Genomic DNA, 18,190 nt, shown 5'->3' with positions numbered 1-18,190 from the left:
GCTCACCACCTTTAACCGAGAAATTCTATAGGATTCTTGATATAGCCCGCAATTTTTAGCGATTCATAAGCAGGCATCTTTTTCTTCTTCCCTTGGGTAACGATCACACGTAAGTCAGTTGGTTCTGAGGGCATGGCTTTCGGACTCTGTCTCTGTCGTTTGGCCGATAATTTGTCTGGTGCCGCTTTTTTCTTCTGGATGGCCAAGGCAACCTTCAGTGCCTCTTTATGCAAGTCCACTTGATCGAGCTCGTGCAAGTGGGCTTGTGTAACTTCTTCCGCCGCCTTGATTGCAGTCGCCATGTCTACGCCTGCGTCAACTAGCCATGCGCTTACTTCGGTAACCGTTTGTTCCGTCACATCATATCCAAGCTCTGTACGGATCACTTCTAACCGTTCAGCCTGCCTTTGTTCAGCTTCAATTCGATCCAAGTAATCGTCGATAGACACACTGTCGTAGATATCTGCAAACTTCTGAATCTGTTTCTTCTTCCCCGAGCGCAGAGCCTCTAGTGCAGGCCGAATGAGGGTGAGCCGGTCTCTTGCCACAGACCTGATAAGCTCTGGCGTGATCGAATCAATTTCTTTATCCAAGGCTCTCCATTGCGTGAGCATAAACAACTTGATCGCGATATCCGAAATCCCTTGAGATTCGTCATACATAACATCAATGAACTCATCGCTCAGTTCAACTTTCTTATCGGTCCATTGGTATTTCCATAGCCCTTGAAGCAACCATGTCCATTCATCATCTTTCTTGAAGTGGTGCCATGTAGCGTCTCCCTGGCCGCTGTTGCGCCGAGCGTTACGGAATTCCCCATTAAGTGCAGGAAGCGCCTTGTACGTCCCTACTAGAATAACCGGCAGTCCAATGGTGTTCACTAGTTGAACAAAGAAGTTTAACATTTGAGCTGCTCGATCATCTTTGGCCTCTTGTAAATTCTGAATTTCGTCAATCACAAGTACACCCAAACAATGAACTGCAGCCGCCTGAGCCATTAGTGGAAGCAGCTCATCTGGATTCTTAGTTACATTTTTCTTGTAATACTTCGTTCCAACAAGGCTATCCACGGCTAGAAGGAAGTTAAGGCAGAGTCCTCTTATCGATCCATCATGTGGGCAATCCATCTTCAACCACACAATCTGATAGGGTGCAGGCATGTCTTGTCCGCGATATTTCCGATGCAAGATGACTTGCGGATACATCTGCAGAATACGTAACAGACTACTCGATTTGCCGATACCTGAAATGCCGACTAAAGCGAACCCGGCGGAGGTCGGGGTATTCACGGGATACCCATTTGTACTCCCTTGCATAATGAGCTCGTATGCGTCTCTGCGAGCTCTGAAGGCATAATTAGGTGTCAGAGGATTACGACCAACGTAGCCGTCTCTAATGAGCCGTGACAAGCTCTGCTGAAGCTCAAGGTGTCGCGATAATGGCCAAAAGAAGTCACGCGGTATACGTTGTACACAATGCAGGCGAAGATGAACCGGCAGATCGCGCTCCGACACTTGAAAGATTGGCTTCGAGGCTAACTCCTTAACTACCGTCTTATCGTCCCATATCGGTGGGAGTGCCTCCAGAAGAGGATTGCCTCGGTAATCCTCAAGCAACGGATCCTGATAATCAGCCTCGATAAATTCTCCTCGACTGAAATGAAATAGCGGGACATCGAAATCACTCATCATCGTCACCATCTTCGAGTAAATAAGCTTTGATTTTGGATAACTTGTCCGCTGGAGCAATATAGGCTCGTTTAGTCTCAGCGTGGGCTTCGCGTTTTAGTGGAACAACATTATTAGCTGACTCTCTCGGCTGCGTGGGATCTTGATCTGACAGCTTAAATGCTTCTTGATTACGATTGGATATCTTCTCATCGGAACGGCGTGTTCTTGTTCCTTTTATACGCTGGGAATGGCTTTCTTCACTATGTTGAATGGCCTCATTCGTCTTCTTGGATGCGGCTTCGACAATGGCCTTCGTCTGAGCGTCCAATTCAATCTTGGATAGCATGTTATTCACGTCCTGATGCCGTCCTTGATGCCGTTCGATTTCTAGTAAATCTTCTACTTCCTCTACCCGTTTATTCAGGTATCGCGCTTCCCGTTCCAAGAGTGTACAAGTCTCGAAGCGATGGCCGTCATCCAACCATAAGTAGATCTCATTCGTCGAGCGGGGATCGTAACAAGCCCTGACTCGCCACGTCTTACCCGCCCTTGCCTTTACGAACCATTGCTCCCTCATCGCCAGATCACAGCCATAATGCATACCTTTGAACTGTATCCCAGCAGCTGTTACTGTAGCTTCACTTTGATACATCAAGTTCAACTTCACAATATGTTCGGGTTGTTTCTTGAGTCGTCCATTACGGTTAATAATCCCCCAATGCCACAGGTCTCTTGGAATAGGGGACACCTCGTCTGCGACCATGAACTCATTCCGGTCATACCACAGCATATGATGACGATTGTTATGATATAGAACATTGTGGATCATAATCTGTGTAAACTCTCGTAGCGTCAATTTGGCATCCAAGCGATAATCCCGTTGTCCACGTTCTCTATAGCGCTCTTTTATCGCACCGGGAATGAATTGAATGCTTCGCAGATTTACCAGTCGGAACTGTTGCTCGACAATACCCTTCCAGTCGGCGCGGTAAGGCGATGCATTCTCCACATCCACCCCCAACACATCGATCAGTTGGCTCGGTTTTTCCCCTTCAAGTTCTCCGCGGTCTGCTGTAAGTTTTTGCGGCAAGTGGCTGCTTACCCAATCGTCCGGGTCGATGTCAATTCCATACTGAGCACAAAACTGTACCTTATCCGTGGTGGTATTGGCTAACGCCATCATGGCACCAATCCAGCTCGGTCCTTCTAATCCAATGTAAATACCTGCTATATACCGGCTAAAGACGTCGATGACGATATAAATAATCGGACGTCCGATAATCCATTCTCTACGATATTCGCTGACCAAATACACATCAGCCACGGTTGCATCAATTTGAAATCTTGAACCCGGGCCGAAGCTTTCATAGGTTGAGCTGCCTAGAATCGGCCGATACTCAAGGGCAAAGCGTTTCTTCCCGAGGCGACTTTTGAGTGTATCCTCCAAGTCCATCTCTTTCTTGAACCAGTACCTGTATTGTCCAAAACTAGGCAGCTTATCTGGAGGAGGCAGAAGAGGTATGAGGGCATTTCCATCCTGACGGAATCCAGTAGCAAAGAACTTTTCGAGCGTTTTTTGATAAGCAACCTTGAGAGGAGCTTTCTCTTTGTTGTTGTAGAATAAACGAATGCCCGAACGCAGTAATTGCTTTGTCTCCTCATCAATGTTGATCCCCTTGGGCTCGTCCTCGAACTTTCTAGGCCGACCACGCTTCACATCTCCGGGAGCCCTTTCGTTCCCATAGCCGCCACTATTGTTGAAGTGGGGAAGCAATGCATTCTTCATCTTCCCGCCTTGCCAGTATCTCCGTAAATACCGATAAATCGTACTCTTGTGCAATCCCGTCCGCTCTTGAGATTCGCGTACACGCGAACCCCGTAAACTCTTCTCATAACATCCCGGCTCATCTGAAACAATATTATTAATGGCATCCCAGGCTTTATCCCGTAAATTAAGATGTTCTGCGTTAATCTCATCATCTAACAGAGGAATATTCCCATTGATCCACTCAACTGGCTTGCATAGATTCGAGCCGAAACCTGTAACAAATTCGGAGTAAGTCTTCATTATCGGGAATGCTGTGTCGTCATCCATCGCAATACTAACAAGCATGTCATTAGCAGGAGAGAGCCACAAGATACGTTCAATATGCCGACTCTCGGAGTCGGATGAGATCCATTTCACCACCATATTCTCATACATCGGCTGCACGGCCATCACCCGCCTTTGGCTTCATATCTGTATTCAGGAGTGATTACTTTGAATTCCTTAGCAGGAAGGGTTGGAATGATTCTCTCATTCATATTTACAGACCACTTCTTACGTGCGACAAAATGACGAAACAATGCAAGGGACGTCCCTAGTTCTAGACCTAGCCGTTCGTCGCAGGCTAAGCACGCTTTCGATATGGGTTCTCCGTTGTCCAACCGGACCGCAAGCATCTGCTCGAGATTGCGAATCGTAAATGGACCTAGCGCTTCAACATCCTCATTGTGATATTCTTTATGAACCCACTCGATATTCCGCACCAATTCATCTGGTAAATCGGTATCGATGATAATTCCCCAATCGACATGCCGTGTCTCCCAATAGATCCGTTCGATCTCAAACTTTGCAATCGTTCGCTCATCTTCCATTTCGCTTTGTGGTTTAACCGTTCTCGCAAAGTCTCTTTCATTACTGGTTACTAAGAAATCGGTTGTCATTACAATAGGAACGCCGGTCTTAGGATCTCTTGGGTGGTCAATACCCAGTTGTTCTGCGATCAACAAGGTCTCTTCTTGCGGGAGCAGCGGAAACTGCTCTCGGATATCCGAAACATTGTCCGAGTAGTCCAGAAGGTAACAATAATCTCGTTCGATATCCGACATCAGCTCGTGCCTTCTCCCTGTTGTCCAGCCCACACCACGAGTTGCTCTGCCTTCGGAAGGGACATCCTGAATCTTAAGCCAAGGGAGATAGTCTTTTTCGGTACCTTGACCTCTGCCTTCCTTGATCATTCTTTCAATTTTAGCTTCGGTTAATTGACGCTTACGTTTTGCCATTCAAGCACCTCAGTTGTTAGTAGGCTTGTCCGATTGGGGAGGTTTTTCCCAACGATTCTCTCTTGTCTGTTGCCGTTTCCGTAAGGCAGCCAGCCTCTGGAACTCCACATAGTAGGATTCCAGTTTAGAAGCATTTACAGGTGGTATATGATCGGTCCGAATACAGACTACTGCGGAGCCATCCTGTAAAATGACCTGGATGTTATCCGTACCATTCTTCTCCTCTATGTACCTCACAGTAACTGGCCAACCGCCAACAAATTCTGCGTGCTTGAACCATTGTTGTCTCACCGCTAGGGAACAAGAATAAATCTTACCGTCGTACCATATTCCGCTTGGCGTAACGATTCCTACATCAAGTTCTTCGTTCATTAGTAACACCCCCGCATTAAGGTCGTGTTACCATTTTTACACTTTTCGGATATTTTAATCGGATTACGGATATTTAATCTTCTTTAGCTTTATTTGAATGATTTGAAATAGTTCCTCTTTCTCTGCAGTCGGCAGGGAACGAATGCCGTCTAGAAGTTTATATTCGTCCTTCGATAATTCCATTTGTGCTTGAGAAGAGTCCTCGATCGCATCTGAGAGCAGCCAGTTCAGGTCGCAATTGAATTTACTTCTAAGGGCAGTGATCGTCTCACAAGAGGGGAGACACACGCCTCGTTCAATATCGCTAAGTGTTCCTTGCGAGACACCGATACGCACCGAGAATTCCTTCTGATTTAGTTCGTTCGATTTTCGGATAAATCTGACTTTTTCACCTAGATTCAAGTTGTATCAGCTCCAAAAAACAAAAATACCCCGTAATTAATTACAATTACGGGGTTCGAGCTCGTGATGTTGGTTTTATCGGAGTAAATGCTGAAACACCCAGCAGTCTAATACTTTATTTACTCAGTCTAAAACTTTATTTTCGTAGTCTAATACTTTATTTTTCAGTCTAATACTTTATTTTCACTGGACACAAACCACCCAACACCCATCCCAACCCTACTCCACCGTCACACTCTTCGCCAGGTTCCGCGGCTTATCCACGTCATGCCCCAGGGCCAGCGACGCGTAGTACGACAGAAGCTGGAGCGGCACAACGGACAGGGCCGGGGTCAGGAACGCCAGCGTGCGGGGGATCGAGAACACCGAGTCGACCGACTTCGCGATCTCTGCCTCGTTGCCTTCGTTCACGATTGCGAACACGTTCGCGCCGCGCGCCTTCACTTCCTTAATGTTGCTAAGCGTCTTCTCCTGCAGGTCCTCTTGCGTGATCAGCGAGATGACCGGGATGCCTTCCTCGATCAGCGCCAGCGTGCCGTGCTTCAGCTCGCCGGCCGCATAGGCTTCCGAATGGATGTAGGAGATCTCCTTCAGCTTCAGCGAGCCCTCGAGCGCGACGGCGTAGTCGAGGCCGCGGCCGATGAAGAACAGGCTCGAGTGACGCGAGATCGATTCCGCGCTCGCCTTGATCACTTCGGATTGGGCGAGAATCTTCTCCACCTGCTCCGGAAGCGACTGCATCGCGGCCAGCACGTGCGAGACGAACGCGTCGTCCTTCGTGCCGAGCACCTGCGCATAGTGCAGGCCGAACAGGTAGAAGGCGATGAGCTGCGACGTATACGCCTTCGTCGAGGCGACGGCGATCTCGGGGCCGGCGAGCGTGATGATCACGTCATCCGCCTCGCGGGCGACAGAGCTGCCGACAACGTTCGTGATCGCAAGCACGCGGGCGCCGTTGCGCTTCGCCTCGCGCAAGGCCGCGAGCGTATCCGCCGTCTCGCCGGATTGGCTGACGACGATGACGAGCGTCTCCGGCGTGATGATCGGCGAGCGGTAGCGATACTCGGATGCGACATCGGTCTCGACCGGAATGCGGGCAAGCTGCTCGATGATCGTCTTGCCGACCATGCCGGCGTGCATCGCCGTACCGCAGGCGACGATGTGCACGCGATTAAACTTGCGCAGCTCCTCCGGCGTAATCGTCGTCAGCTCGTCGAGCGCCACGGACGTCCCGTCCTCGCTCAAGCGGCCGCGCATCGTGTCGCGGTACGCCTTCGGCTGCTCGTGGATCTCCTTCAGCATGAAGTGATCGAAGCCGGCCTTCTCCGCCGTCATCAGATCCCAATCCACGTGGAAAACTTCCTTAGAAATAAAGTTCCCTTCCACCGTCATCAGTTCGACGCCGTCCCGCGTCAGCACAGCCATCTCGCCATCGTTCAGGATGTAGATGTCGCGCGTATGCTCAAGGATCGCTGGAATGTCGGACGCGATGAACTTCTCCCCGTCGCCGATGCCGATAATGAGCGGGCTCGCATAGCGCACCGCCACCAGGCGGTCCGGCTCATGCTCGGTCAGAACGCCGAGGGCGAACGCGCCTCGCATCTTGCGCACCGCCTTCTGCACGGCCTTGACGATGTCGCCTTCGTATTCGACCGAGATCAGATGCGAGATGACCTCCGTATCCGTCTCCGACAGGAAGCGATGCCCTTGGTGCATAAGCTCTTCCTTAAGCTCCAGGTAATTCTCGATAATGCCGTTGTGCACAACGGAGAACTTCAGCGAGTTATCCGTGTGGGGATGCGAATTCACGTCGGACGGCTTGCCGTGCGTCGCCCAGCGCGTATGCCCGATGCCGACCGTTCCGCGCAGCGGGTCTCCCTGAAGGCGTCCCTCCAGGTTCGCCAGGCGGCCGACCGTCTTCGTCACTTCCAGGCCTTGCTCGGTGAACACCGCGATTCCCGCCGAGTCGTAGCCCCGATACTCCAACTTCTTAAGCCCTTCAAGCAAGATGGGCTGAGATTCCCGATTGCCGATATATCCAACGATTCCGCACATAGGTAAACAGACCTCCGATTCGGATGATTGTCGTCCGAGAATTCCGGGCAGACGCACCGAGTCGCAGCCGCATGCAGGCGCACCTACAGACGCACGCCTCTATTTAACCGTCATGTAACAGGTCCGCAAGCGGCCTAACTCGGCCCGCCGGACATTCTCTTGCCTATCCCGTTAATGGCGATAGTTTGCTCTCATCTTCTTCGGAATATTGGCCGCCCGGTTGCCCTGAGCGATTTGTCTTCCGACTTGACGGCCCCGATGCGGGCCGGGAGGTCCCCGCCGAACGTTCCGAACACCTCCACCTCGTCAGCTTGCCGCCTGTATCGAGCGAGAATGCTGCTGCTGCACGGACTTCCGTTATCCGTCAACCGCCCTCGATAACCGACAAGCTCTGGCGCTTTTCTAGCTTCCCCGTACGACCCTGCCTCTCCGTTCTGGAATATTTCTTTATCATATTCGTTTTCATAACGACTTGCAACCGGAATTCAATTATTCCCCAGGAAATGACAGAACCCCCCGGCATCATCCGACGCCAAGGGGCTTCTCCCGCTTCCATCTACACAAGCTCTTGCCGAATAACGCCTGCGATCCGCTCCACATGCTCCTCGATCTCGGAACGATCCGGTCCTTCCGCCATAACGCGAATGAGCGCCTCCGTGCCGGAAGGCCGAACGAGCACCCGCCCGTTGTCCCCGAGCGCTTCTTCCGCGGTCGCGACCGCCTCGGAGATCGCCGGATTGCCCGGATAACGCGACTTGTCCGCCACCCGGACATTCACCAGAACTTGAGGATACTTGCGCATAACCGCCTTAAGCTCGCTCAGCTTGCTGCCGGACGCCTTCATCGTATCCGCCAGTTGCAAGCCAGTCAGGATGCCGTCTCCGGTCGTATTATAATCGAGGAAAATCACATGCCCGGACTGCTCGCCGCCCAGGTTGTACCCTCCGCGCACCATCTCTTCCATCACATAGCGGTCCCCGACAGCGGTTCTTGCGGTTCTTAGACCGATTTTCTCCGCCGCCTTGAAGAAGCCGATGTTGCTCATGACCGTCGTCACGACCGTATCGTGCTTCAGACGTCCGTCCCGCTTCATCGCTTCCCCGCAGATGCAGAGGACGTAGTCCCCATCCACCTCATCGCCGTTCTCGTCGATGGCGATCAGCCGATCCGCGTCTCCGTCGAAGGCAAGGCCGAGATCGGCCTCGTGCTCCTTCACCTTCCCGGCGAGCATCTCCGGATGCGTCGACCCGACGCCGGCGTTAATATTAAGGCCGTCCGGCTTCGCTCCGTACACGATCACCTCGGCGCCAAGCTCGCGGAACACCTCCGGAGCAAGCTGATAAGCGGCCCCGTTCGCGCAATCGAGCACAATCCGAAGGCCCGACAAGGAATGCTGCACCGTCGTCTTCAGGAACTCCACATAGCGCTCCTTCAGCTCCAGATCGGTCGTTACCGTGCCGATGCCTCCGCCAACCGGCCTTGGCAGCGTATCCTCCTCCGCATCCATCAGGCGCTCGATCTCGGCTTCCGTCTCGTCCAGCAGCTTAAATCCGTCGCTGCCGAAGAACTTGATGCCGTTGTCCTGCACCGGATTGTGGGAGGCCGAGATCATCACGCCCGCGTCGGCTTCCATCGTTCTCGTCAAGTAGGCGACGACCGGCGTGCTCACCACTCCGAGCCGGATTACGTCCGCTCCGATCGAGAGCAGGCCCGCGATAAGCGCGTTCTCCAGAAGCGGCCCGGACACTCGGGTATCCATGCCGATCAACACCTTCGGCCGCTCGACCTTGCCGGCCAGCACCACTCCTCCGCATCTGCCGATTTTATAGGCAAGCTCCGGCGTCAATTCTTCATTCGCGACTCCCCTGACGCCATCCGTTCCGAAGTATTTCCCCATAGCTCTGACTGTCTCCTTCATCTCTGTCTTCCCGTTGCCCGCCGCTGTTCCCGGGCCTGGGGCTTATGGATTCGTTGTTGTCGTATCGGAGGAGCCTTCTCCCGCTCCGCTTGCGGTTCCGGAGGAAGCCGAACCCTCTCCGCTTGCATTCCCCGAGCCGCCCGCCGTACCGGAGCCCGAGCCGTTCCCTGAGCCTGCAGAACTCCCGGAACTCCCGGAACCGCCGGAAGTCCCGCCGGCGGTCCCTCCGCTGCCCGTTGTCCCGCTGCCGGTTCCGCCGCCCGATCCCGACGCTCCGGCGCCGGCTCCCGCCGTCCCGCCGGAGGAACTGCCGGCATCCGTGCCTTCCGTCGCCGTCGTCTCTTCGGCCGGCGTCTCCGCCCCATCCTGCGTAATCTCCACCGTAATGGTCAGATTGCCGCCCGCCTGATCGACGAAGCGCGGCGAGTTCACAACAAGCGGAACCGTATAGCTGCCGAGACCGCGACCGCTCAGATCCGCCACCACATCGACGTCGCCGGGCTGCAGCTTATCCAGAATGGCCGGGGCTCCCCGGACCGTGATGTCGACCACTTCCGTCGCCGGCTCCACAATCTTGGCCGCAAGCCCGTCTCCCACCCCTTCGATCGTCACCGGCAAGCCTTGCAGCGATCGAATCTGCGAGAGCACAATCTCGACGTTCACGTTGACCTCGGCCGGCGAGAATTCCGTAATTCCCGTCACTCCCTTAAGGGGAACCGCCACCTTGCCGGACTTTGTCAGCTCGCTCAGGCTCACGTCGGCCTCGACGAACTCAATCCCGTCCAGCACGTCCTGCGGGCCGTAGATCGTCACCTGCTCCGTCTCCGGCTTGAACGACGCGATGCTGAGGCCGGAAGGAAGCTGACCGATCAGCTTGAACTGCAGCGGAACCGACTTGTACGGATTCGTAATCGGCACCTCGACCTCGAGTACCGCCGGATCGAGCACGGCACCCTCGATGACATTGCCTTCGCTGTCGTACGCGGCAAGCTTGACGCTCTTGTTCTTGATCGTCTTGCTCTCGCCTTCGACGGATACCGTGCCTCCGACCTTCTGCACCTTCGCGAGGCCGCTCGAAGGCAGCGTCACGTGCACGCGATTGGTCGGGCTGAGAACCGGGATGCCGGCCTTGTAGCCCTTCGCAGGCGTTCCCTTCGTTGCGATCTCGACCTCGAACTCCTTCGTCTGAAGCTCCTCCAGCGCCACCGTCACCGTGCTCGGCGTGATGGACACCAGCTCGACTCCGCGAGGCAGATCCGTCTGTAATCTCAGCGTATGCTGGCCTTCTGTCACGGTGCTTAAATCGATGCTTACCTGGTAATCGTCCGAATTCGCACGCAGCAAGTCCGTCTTGCTGCCGCGGACATACAGCTTCACGCTGTCCGCATCCATGCTCTGCAGCACGTAATTCTGGCTGTTCAGCCCCGTCACCTGGATCTTAACGGAGTTAACCGTTTTGTACTCGTAGGAAGAGGAAGGCACCGTCGTCGAAGGCTGCGAATCGTCGAAGTGGACGACCGCCCAGAGGATGATGCCCAGCGCGAGCGAGATGATCTTCATCGCGGTCGGATGGTTCAGCCACTTATCCACGGCGCTCGCCCTCCTTCCGCTTCCAGAAGGTCCAGTTCGAAGAGCTCGGCTTCGTCTTCGGACGCAGCTCCTCGAACAGCTTCGAGATGAGCGACTCTTCCTTGATGTCCCGCACGATCTGCCCATTCATCGCGAGGGAGACTTGTCCCGTCTCCTCCGACACGATAACCGAGATCGCGTCCGACACCTCGGTAATCCCGATCGCCGCGCGATGCCGCGTTCCGAGCTCCTTGCTGATGAACGGATTCTCGGAGAGAGGCAAGTAACAGCCGGCCGCCATAATCTGCGACTCCCGCACGATTACCGCGCCGTCATGCAGCGGCGTATTCGGAATGAAGATGTTGATCAGCAGCTCCGAGCTGATCGTCGACTGCATCTTGATCCCGGATTCGATGTAATCGGTGAGGCCCGTCTTGCGCTCGAACACGATCAGGGCGCCGATCTTCCTCTGAGCCATATGATTGACGGCCTTAATGACCTCGTTGATCTGCTGGCTGATATCGGAATCCGTATCGGAACGGTTAAACAGCTTGCCCCGGCCGAGCTGCTCCAGAGCCCTTCTCAGCTCCGGCTGGAAGATGACAGCGATCGTCAGCACCCCGAAGGTGAACATCTGATTCATCAGCCACTTCAGCGTATACAGATTAAGCCAAGTGCTGAGAGCCCACGTAATAACGAGCAGGAAGATCCCCTTCAGCAGTTGAACCGCTCTTGTCCCTTTGACGAGCTGGAACATTTTATAGATAAGGTAACTGACAATAAGGATGTCGAATGCATCCTTGATGGCCTTGCTTAACGTCAATGTTTGAAAATAAGCTTCCAAGACGCACCCCCCGTCTGGCGTCTCGATCGGAGTTCCCGATTCTTGTCACTATGCGCTTAGGATATATCTTTATTCACTTCTCTACTCCTATACCGAATTCCTGTCAGGAACACAAAAAAACCTCCCTAAGTCCTAGGGAGGCCTCCTGAGAAGCGGACTTCCGCTAGAAGCGTTGCGTCGAAATTCAAGAGCCGTAAGCCAGCGTGTCGAACCATGAAGTAACCTTGTACCAGGCCCAATCCATCGCGCGGTCGATCGTCTTGACCTTACCCGCGATGTGCGCGGTTGAAGCCAGCGTCACATTGCCGTCGATGATCGTCAGATTCCCTTCGACGTCTCCCAGTACCTGAGCGATTCCGTTCTCGATCGTCAGATCTCCCGCAACCTTCTGTCCGGCCGGGACAATGACCGTATTGCCTTCAATAACGACGTGCTCCAGATCGGCTCCGCGAACCGTCAATTGCCCGCTCTGGTTCCACATGGCGAAGAAGCTGGACACCATCACAACGAGGAACATCGCCGCCGCCGACATCGCCGGATGACGGCGAACCCAAGTTGCCCATGTGCGCGGGCTTCTCGTCTTGGGCAGCGACTTCATCACCCGATAAGCCATGTAATTGGGCGCCCGCTCGGCGGGAACCGCACGCAGCAGCGCATCGGTCTTCTCAAGCGACTCCAACCGCCTCTGGCATTCCGGGCATTCGTGAAGATGCCGCTGCAGCTCCGCCCCGTTCTCCTTCGGCAGCTCGTGGTCCAGATAGTCGTGCATATATGCGATGGCGACTTTACAATTCATAGGCTAAGCCATCCCTTTCCCCCCGGAGCTCGAACTCCGCAGCAAATCTTCTATTACTCTACGCCGCGGAACGGCTCTGGTTTCAACAAATGTGCGTTCGCTCGGCTCACACCTTGTTCTCCAATTTCTTCCGCATGAATTCTCGACCGCGATGCACCCTCGTCTTGATTGTCGTTACCGGCATATCCAGGACGTCGGAGATCTCCTGCAGCGACATATCCTGAAGATAACGCAACACCATGACGGATTTATACTTGGCCGGCAGCGTCTCGATGGCATCGCGAATAATCCGCTGCGTCTCGGACAGAATCAGCTCGCTCTCCGGCGTGCGATCGTCGCTCGGCATCATCGCATACCCGTCGAGCCCTTCGTGATCCGACGATTCCGCGTCGAGAGAATAGATGGGACGTCTCTTCCGGAGCCGGTCGATGCACAGGTTCGTGGCGATCCGATAGATCCAGGTCGAGAACTTCTGTTCCTCGTCGTAGCGATCCAAATTCTTATACACGCGCAGGAAAGTCTCCTGGACCACGTCCTCGGCTTCCTGACGGTTGTTCATCATCCGGTAGGCGAGGTGGTACAGCTTGTCCTTGTATAGGTCCACAATCTCCGCGAAAGCGCGCTGATCCCCCTTGCGGGCCAATCGGGCCAGGCGCGTCTCAATTGGCTTCACCGTCAATCCCCCACATACGAGCACTCTCAAGCTGCGACGCCAGGCGCAACGTATTCCCAACCGTCATGTAAAATGGTAAACGACCCCTGTCCAAAAAGCAAGGGTGCGTGCAAGCATCCGTTGCCAAGCGCGTTCCCCTCCCGAAGCGAGAGAAAGCCGTCCGCAAGGCGCAGGGCCTTCGGACGGCTTCCGAATGGTTCCGATTCGGCGTATTGACGCGCCTTCCGGGTTCCAGGCGTATGCCGCCGGATCAGCCCGTATTGCGAAGGCCGGCGGCAATTCCGTTGATCGTGAGCAGCACCTCGCGCAGCAGATCCGCGTCGTCATCCTCGTTCGCGCGCTTCTCGCGAAGCTCGGAGAGCAATTGCACCTGCATGTAGCTCAGAGGATCGACGTACGGATTGCGGAGACGAATCGACTCCTGAATGACCGGGGAGTTGTCCAGAATCTCCTCCTGCCCGGTAATCGCCAGAATCATCTCCTTCGTCGTCTCGAACTCTTCCGAGATCAGCGTGAAGATCCGGTTCTTGATCGTGCTGTCCTTGATCATGTCCGCGTACTTGCCCGCGATGAGCAGATCCGCCTTCGCCAGCGCCATCTGCAGATTATCGATCAGCGTCGCGAAGAACGAGAAGTTCTTGTACATGTCGCGCAGCGTCTCAAGCTTGGCGGCATCGCCGTCGACATAAGCCTTGAAGGCGGTGCCCGCCGCGTACCATGCCGGCAGCAGATAACGGCTCTGCGTCCACGAGAACACCCATGGGATCGCGCGCAGATCCTCGAACCGTTCGCTGTTCTTCCGCTTGGAAGGACGGGAGCCGATGTTCAGCTCTCCTACCTCGGACAGCGGCGTCGATTCCTTGAAGAAGGACATGAAGCCCGGATCGCGGAAGATCAGATCCTGGTACTTCGTCTGGGCCGTCTCGGAGATCGACGGCATCAGCTCATCCCAGAACGCTTCGTCCGAATTCGCCGCCGCGTCCTCCGGCTTCATCGCCAGATATGCCGACTTCACGAGCGCGCTCGTCGCCTGCTCCAGGCTGCGGTACGCGATCCCTTGCATCGAGTAACGGGAGGTGAGCACTTCCCCTTGCTCGGTGATCTTGATCCCGCCGCCGACCGTGTGCGGAGGCTGAGCCAGAATGCTGCGGTTCAGCGGCATTCCGCCGCGTCCGAGAGCGCCGCCGCGTCCGTGGAAGAACTTCAGCTTCACGTCGTACTTGGTTGCCATCGCGGTCAGCTCGTTCAGGGCGACGCGCAGCTCCCAGTTCGCGGTTACCATGCCGCCGTCCTTGTTGCTGTCGGAATAGCCGAGCATGATCTCGTGCAGGTTGCCCATGGACTTGACCGTCTCGCGGTAGACCGGCAGCTCGAACAGCGTGCTCATGATCTGTGGAGCCGCATGAAGGTCGTCGATCGTCTCGAACAGAGGCACGGACTGAATCGTGCTGACGATGCTGCCGTCGCTCTCGCGGCGGAACAGCCCCGCCTCCTTGGCGAACACCATCACCTCCAGCATGTCGCTTGCTCCGCAGGTCATGCTGATCAGGTAGCTGTTGATGCAGTCGCGGCCGAATTCCTGTTGGGCGCGATAGATCGTCCGGTAGACCTCGAGGATCTCCTTCGTCGAATCGGTCAGCGCCGCATTCTCGTGAAGCAGCGGACGGGAGTCCGACAGCAGCTTGTTAAGCAGCTCGATCTTGGCTTCTTCGGAGAGGGAAGGGTAATCGCTGACGACGCCAGCCTTCGCCAGCACTTCGGTCATCGCGTTCTCGTGCTCCTTGCTGTGCTGACGAACGTCGAGAGCGGCGAGATGGAAGCCGAACAGCTCGACCTGGCGAATCAGCTTCTTCAGGTAGCTGTCTGCAATGAAGTCCGCATAATGGTGGCGCAGGCTTCTCTGAATCAGGCGGAGATCGGAGATGAACTCGTCGACCGAGTTGTAGCGTTGGCTCGTGCTCTTGTACGCTTCATTGCGCATATTCTGCAGCTTCTGCAGCATGTACGTGATCTTGATGCGATACGGCTCCTTCTCGTTCGTCCACGCTTCGATCGTGCGAAGCTCCACGCTCGCGCGGTCCTGCTCGATCGATTGAAGCAGCTCGTCCGTCACCTCGACGATGCTCGTGCTGAAGCTCATCTTGCGAATAAGCGACTTCAGCACGGACTCGTACTTATGAATGACCAGGCCGCGTTGAATGTTCAGCGTGCGCCAGGTGACGCTTGCCGTTACCGAAGGGTTGCCGTCGCGGTCGCCGCCGATCCAGGACCCGAACCGGAGATACGTCGGCACGTGCCAATCCTGCTCCGGATAATACTTCAGAAGACAACGCTCCAGCTCGTCGTAGACGTCCGGCAGCGCATCGAACAGCGTCTCGTTGAAGAAGTACATGCCGTTGCGGACTTCGTCGATGACCGTCGGCTTGCGGTCGCGCAGCTCGTCCGTCTGCCACAGGGTGAGCACCTCGTTGAGCAACTGATCGCGCAGCTTCTCCCGTTCCCGATAGGTCAGAGAAGGATTGTCCAGCTCCATCATCTGATCCGCGATTCGCTTGTGGATGTCGAGCACCGCGCGGCGCATCGCCTCGGTCGGGTGGGCGGTCATCACGAGCTCGAGGGAGATGGTCTTCAGCAGCTTGTGCACGTCCTCGATCGGAAGATTCTTGTTCTTCAGATCTTGAATGGCGCTCTCGATGGAGCCCGGCTGCACCGATTCCCCAGCCGATCTCTCGTAGTCGCGCTTGCGGCGAATCCGGTGATTCTGTTCCGCGATGTTGACCAGTTGGAAGTAAATCGCGAACGCCCGGATCACCTGGTGCCTGATCTCCGGATTCAGCTTGTTGATGGTAGTCAGGAACTCCTCGTACAGCTCCGGTACGAAGTCGGCACGGAGGGCTTTGCTTGTCTCCCGAATCTTCTCAACGTTGTCGAACAACTCACGACCGCCTTGGTGAACCAGAACCTCGCCCAGAATGTTCCCGAGGAAACGAACGTCGCGGCGAAGCAGATGGTTCGAGGACGGTCGGCTAGCAGTAGCCAATTCAGTCATCTCACTCACCCCATGAATGCGTCTCTGTCACAATCTCTTCATAATATCATACTACAAACATATTCGAAAATCTTCCCCCGAGGCAAAATTGATGCGATCCTGCTGTCACGAATTGTTGGAAAATGACACATCTTCGTCCAACGGGCCTTCGCTCCTCCTAACCGAACGTCCCTTCGCCGTCCGGATCGCCTCAACAAGCGCAGCCGCCCTCTCCTGCTGTTTGGGGGCGTCGGCCACCCCCCGGCGCGAGAAGGGCCTGCACGCTCCCCAGGCGGGCTTCCTGCCGTCCTCATTGCGCCCTGAAGCCCTCTCTCCCCGAATATATATGATTTTTCACATTCGTCGGCTTGAACTGGCGGGAATCGCAGCGTTTTATGTGGTTTTTAGCATACATCCGGCAATTCCGGCCAAGATTTTCTCCATGTATGTTATTTTTCACATAAAACCGCCCAAACCACCCGTTGCCGAGCTGCTCGAATGTGAATTTTCACATAAATTCTTGGCATCTGCCCCCGATCTGCCCCTAACGGGTAAAAGCAGTCTGCCCGTATCGAATGACACAACAAAAAAGAAGCCTTATGGATCAAGGCTTCTCGACGTTTAACATAATGGAGCGGGTGATGGGAATCGAACCCACGCTATTAGCTTGGAAGGCTAAAGTTCTACCATTGAACTACACCCGCATAACGGTTGACCATCCAAAGATGGTCGGGACGACACGATTCGAACATGCGACCCCCTGGTCCCAAACCAGGTGCTCTACCAAGCTGAGCTACGTCCCGATATGACTTGCGGTATAACTTAATTGAGATGGCGCGCCCTGAGAGATTCGAACTCCCGGCCTTCAGATTCGTAGTCTGACGCTCTATCCAGCTGAGCTAAGGGCGCATATAATGGAGCGGAAAACGGGATTCGAACCCGCGACCTTCTCGTTGGCAACGAGATGCTCTACCACTGAGCTATTTCCGCATGATAAGGTGGTGCGCGTGGAGGGACTTGAACCCCCACGGTTGCCCGCCAGATCCTAAGTCTGGTGCGTCTGCCAATTCCGCCACACGCGCATGTCTTGTGCTCTGCCAACCGAAACGAATGGATACAGTTGGCTGGGGATCTAGGATTCGAACCTAGGAGTGACGGAGTCAAAGTCCGTTGCCTTACCGCTTGGCTAATCCCCAGCGATAAGAACATGGTGGAGGCTGAGGGGATCGAACCCCCGACCCTCTGCTTGTAAGGCAGATGCTCTCCCGGCTGAGCTAAGCCTCCATGTCACGCTAGCGATCTGTTCACTTGTTAAGGTGAGTGGTGACCCGTGGGGGAATCGAACCCCCGTTACCTCCGTGAAAGGGAGGTGTCTTAACCGCTTGACCAACGGGCCGCGAGAAATTCTGGAGCTCTCAACCGGGATCGAACCGGTGACCTCATCCTTACCATGGATGCACTCTACCTACTGAGCTATGAGAGCAAGCTTTATCACTCGGCTTGGCAACTTCCTACTCTCCCAGGACCCTGCGGTCCAAGTACCATCGGCGTTAGAGGGCTTAACGGTCGTGTTCGAGATGGGTACGCGTGGAACCCCTCTGCCATCATCACCAAACCAAATTTCAGCAACGGATAATATCTTACCACATCATCACGTTGTTGTAAAGCTTTTTATTTCGTTCTTCAAGGCAAAAGCTTGCGCCTTGATAACCGGATACGAAACGAGTTAGCGTGTATTCAGCATCTTCTTCCTGCCTTGCGTCTGCTCTTAGGATAAGCCCTCGACCGATTAGTACTCGTCAGCTCCACACGTTGCCG

12 protein-coding genes, 9 tRNA genes and 1 rRNA gene are annotated in these 18,190 nt (G+C 54.8%); all 22 read right to left on the bottom strand.

The features are described from left to right. Window positions 1-11 precede the first annotated feature (11 nt). Window positions 12-1,691 carry an ATP-binding protein gene (locus tag E6C55_RS32120; protein ID WP_230986961.1) on the bottom strand — a complete coding sequence of 560 codons (1,680 nt, stop codon included), beginning with the start codon at window positions 1,689-1,691 and terminating at the stop codon, window positions 12-14. Next, window positions 1,681-3,888 carry a Mu transposase C-terminal domain-containing protein gene (locus E6C55_RS32115; RefSeq protein WP_136373931.1) on the bottom strand — a complete coding sequence of 736 codons (2,208 nt, stop codon included), beginning with the start codon at window positions 3,886-3,888 and terminating at the stop codon, window positions 1,681-1,683. The genes E6C55_RS32120 and E6C55_RS32115 overlap by 11 nt, the downstream gene beginning before the upstream one ends. Further along, window positions 3,888-4,715, bottom strand: a complete 828-nt coding sequence (locus tag E6C55_RS32110; RefSeq protein WP_136373924.1) for a TnsA endonuclease N-terminal domain-containing protein — start codon at window positions 4,713-4,715, stop codon at window positions 3,888-3,890. The genes E6C55_RS32115 and E6C55_RS32110 overlap by 1 nt, the downstream gene beginning before the upstream one ends. A 9-nt stretch (window positions 4,716-4,724) precedes the next feature. Further along, window positions 4,725-5,087 carry a hypothetical protein gene (locus E6C55_RS32105; protein WP_136373923.1) on the bottom strand — a complete coding sequence of 121 codons (363 nt, stop codon included), beginning with the start codon at window positions 5,085-5,087 and terminating at the stop codon, window positions 4,725-4,727. Window positions 5,088-5,150: 63 nt separating this feature from the next. Continuing rightward, entirely contained in the window at window positions 5,151-5,489 is a 339-nt protein-coding gene (locus E6C55_RS32100) for a helix-turn-helix domain-containing protein (protein WP_136373922.1), read from the bottom strand. A gap of 219 nt (window positions 5,490-5,708) precedes the next feature. Next, window positions 5,709-7,544, bottom strand: coding sequence for a glutamine--fructose-6-phosphate transaminase (isomerizing) (gene glmS / locus E6C55_RS32095; protein ID WP_136373921.1), 1,836 nt, complete (start codon window positions 7,542-7,544; stop codon window positions 5,709-5,711). A 556-nt stretch (window positions 7,545-8,100) separates the two neighbouring features. Further along, window positions 8,101-9,441, bottom strand: coding sequence for a phosphoglucosamine mutase (gene glmM / locus E6C55_RS32090; protein WP_136373920.1), 1,341 nt, complete (start codon window positions 9,439-9,441; stop codon window positions 8,101-8,103). A gap of 63 nt (window positions 9,442-9,504) precedes the next feature. Beyond that, window positions 9,505-11,052 carry a CdaR family protein gene (locus E6C55_RS32085; RefSeq protein WP_136373919.1) on the bottom strand — a complete coding sequence of 516 codons (1,548 nt, stop codon included), beginning with the start codon at window positions 11,050-11,052 and terminating at the stop codon, window positions 9,505-9,507. Further along, window positions 11,045-11,875 carry a diadenylate cyclase CdaA gene (cdaA, locus tag E6C55_RS32080; protein ID WP_211093693.1) on the bottom strand — a complete coding sequence of 277 codons (831 nt, stop codon included), beginning with the start codon at window positions 11,873-11,875 and terminating at the stop codon, window positions 11,045-11,047. The genes E6C55_RS32085 and cdaA overlap by 8 nt, the downstream gene beginning before the upstream one ends. Before the next feature lie 184 nt (window positions 11,876-12,059). After that, window positions 12,060-12,671 carry a zf-HC2 domain-containing protein gene (locus E6C55_RS32075; RefSeq protein WP_136373918.1) on the bottom strand — a complete coding sequence of 204 codons (612 nt, stop codon included), beginning with the start codon at window positions 12,669-12,671 and terminating at the stop codon, window positions 12,060-12,062. A gap of 106 nt (window positions 12,672-12,777) precedes the next feature. Continuing rightward, window positions 12,778-13,335 (bottom strand): RNA polymerase sigma factor SigW, encoded by a 558-nt coding sequence (gene sigW, locus E6C55_RS32070; protein ID WP_407923778.1) that lies wholly within the window; start codon window positions 13,333-13,335, stop codon window positions 12,778-12,780. 259 nt (window positions 13,336-13,594) lie between these two features. After that, entirely contained in the window at window positions 13,595-16,393 is a 2,799-nt protein-coding gene (ppc, locus tag E6C55_RS32065; protein ID WP_136373916.1) for a phosphoenolpyruvate carboxylase, read from the bottom strand. A gap of 609 nt (window positions 16,394-17,002) precedes the next feature. Beyond that, a tRNA-Gly gene (locus tag E6C55_RS32060) sits at window positions 17,003-17,076 on the bottom strand. A 22-nt stretch (window positions 17,077-17,098) separates the two neighbouring features. Beyond that, window positions 17,099-17,175 (bottom strand) — tRNA-Pro (locus E6C55_RS32055). Between the two features lie 29 nt (window positions 17,176-17,204). Beyond that, window positions 17,205-17,281: transfer RNA gene (locus tag E6C55_RS32050), tRNA-Arg, on the bottom strand. A gap of 6 nt (window positions 17,282-17,287) precedes the next feature. Further along, window positions 17,288-17,362 (bottom strand) — tRNA-Gly (locus E6C55_RS32045). 9 nt (window positions 17,363-17,371) lie between these two features. Continuing rightward, window positions 17,372-17,454: transfer RNA gene (locus E6C55_RS32040), tRNA-Leu, on the bottom strand. A gap of 39 nt (window positions 17,455-17,493) precedes the next feature. Continuing rightward, window positions 17,494-17,568, bottom strand: a tRNA-Gln gene (locus E6C55_RS32035). Between the two features lie 12 nt (window positions 17,569-17,580). After that, window positions 17,581-17,656, bottom strand: a tRNA-Val gene (locus E6C55_RS32030). Window positions 17,657-17,693: 37 nt separating this feature from the next. Further along, window positions 17,694-17,768: transfer RNA gene (locus tag E6C55_RS32025), tRNA-Glu, on the bottom strand. Between the two features lie 11 nt (window positions 17,769-17,779). After that, a tRNA-Thr gene (locus E6C55_RS32020) sits at window positions 17,780-17,855 on the bottom strand. Window positions 17,856-17,870: 15 nt separating this feature from the next. Then, window positions 17,871-17,987 (bottom strand): 5S ribosomal RNA (rrf, locus tag E6C55_RS32015). Window positions 17,988-18,190 lie beyond the last annotated feature (203 nt).

It is taken from the genome of Cohnella fermenti (genome assembly GCF_004801405.1).
Lineage (GTDB): Bacteria > Bacillota > Bacilli > Paenibacillales > Paenibacillaceae > Cohnella > Cohnella fermenti.
Note: the sequence above shows the minus strand (reverse complement) of the source record. Positions and strands in the feature narration are given on the sequence as shown.